Raw genomic sequence first — 1,874 nt, forward strand, 5'->3', positions numbered from 1 at the left:
ATTTTGGCGATGTCTCTTTATCAACAAGCTTGGCTGCATAATTTTGCGGGGTAAAGAGAAGATAAGAGTCGGTCATGTAGCCAACGTAGTTTATGACTGTCTGCTTTCCTATGGCCATGCCGGTGCTCTTTAATATGTTGGTCAATCTGCTAAAAGACAGAGGTTTGGTAACTGATTCGGCTATTTTTTTGAGTATCAGTTTTATGGCAAAATCATTGGATATCTTATTTCTCGTTATTATATCCCCAAGATAGATAGTTTGATAAATGCTACTAAGAAATGCGCGTTTGTTCTTTATATCAACCAATTCGGGAAAAGCACCAAAGGTGACATATTCGTTGTACAGACTTAATACATCGGCTCTATCCTGGGTGCTGATCACATCAAGATAGTTTTTTTCTCTGTGATTGGCGGTAAGATATTCTGTAAATGAATATGGATAAACATTCATGATGATAAATCTTCCGCCGAGAGTAGAAGCAATTTCGCTGCTGAGCATTTTGCTGTTGCTTCCTGTGATGTTGATTCGGTATTTCATATCAGCTATCCGACGCACAAATTTTTCCCAACCGTTTATGTTTTGGATTTCATCAAGAAACAAATACGGCTTGTTAGCTGAGCCAGACATTTCAAGACCTATTTCTAAGATAGTATTTAGATCTGTAACCTTAGTTTCTAAAAGACGCTCATCTTCAAAATTTACATATACTATCTGTGAAAGGGGAACACCTTTTGATTCAAGTTGTTTTATCTGTTGGTACATCAGATATGATTTACCAGTTCTTCTGATTCCAACAAAGCAATAATTAACATTTTCTTCCAAAAGGTATTGTCTGGTTATAATGGTATTGTTAAGATAGATCTCTTTCTGATCTATCATTATCTGTTTTAAGGTGTCTCTATTCATGGCACAGTCCTCCCTTATCTAGAACAATCGTATAACATTTTTGTCTTATGTGCAAGACAAAAATATGGAGAAATTGTTTCCTATTAAAAATAGTATATACTGTTGAGAGGAAAATATTAAAAAAGCATACCCACAATGTTAAACCTTACCGATAGTGTCAAAATTCTCATTCACAATCAGCTCGCTTTCAATGTTATAGCTATCATCTTATGATCTGTAAGCTGCATATAATACTTATCAAGAACCTCTGCCTCAACAGATATATAAGAAGAATATCTAGCACTTGTGCAGGGAACAAGGATCTACCTGTTTCTTTATCGAGAATTTTTTTAGCTCTTCCAGTTTTTCATTGGTCCCAGTCGTGATATTTAGATTAACTGAAATACCTCCGCCTTCCTCTTTTACATCTGATTCCGCAATGGCCTTTCTCAATATATCAGGGTTCCTGATGTAGGATTGAAATGTGTACAAAAAATCCGGCAGGCGAACTCCTTGTTCACCTGCCGGATTTTTGACGTTATACTATATTCATTATTTTATTAACTTGTCATATCAGAATAATAACAATCTCCAAGGCCTAAAACACCTAAAAAATCGGGTTTAACACCAGGAAACCTATCAGGAACATCAAACCATAGCCAAAGCTCTGGCACAGTTTGAAGTATAAATACAAAGTAACTATAGTTCCAACTATCGGAATAAATGTAAGAACACACATCCATCCTTTGTGTGCCCCGATCAAATATTCACACATTAAGTAAACATCGTACACGGGAATAAATGCCTTCCAGCCTTCTATTCCCATTTTTTCAAAGATCTTATACCAGCATATACAACTGAAAATTATAAGTATGATTGATAAAGATATGATGATAAAAACCTGAACTGTCCCCGTACGCCATAATAAAAATTCCCCCTATGTACTTATTTAGTCTTTCTCCCTTAGACGTATAAACACAGTTTATAC

2 protein-coding genes are annotated in these 1,874 nt (G+C 35.5%); both read right to left on the reverse strand.

Going from position 1 to position 1,874, the window contains the following annotated elements:
* The coding region (locus tag CCU_RS08020; RefSeq protein ID WP_208896106.1) for an ATP-binding protein at nt 1-907 on the reverse strand (907 nt) is incomplete at its 3' end.
* A gap of 586 nt (nt 908-1,493) precedes the next feature.
* Entirely contained in the window at nt 1,494-1,712 is a 219-nt protein-coding gene (locus CCU_RS14955) for a DUF5684 domain-containing protein (RefSeq protein WP_442852315.1), read from the reverse strand.
* Between the last annotated feature and the right edge of the window lie 162 nt (nt 1,713-1,874).

Source organism: Coprococcus sp. ART55/1 (assembly GCF_000210595.1).
Classification (GTDB): Bacteria; Bacillota; Clostridia; order Lachnospirales; family Lachnospiraceae; genus Coprococcus; species Coprococcus aceti.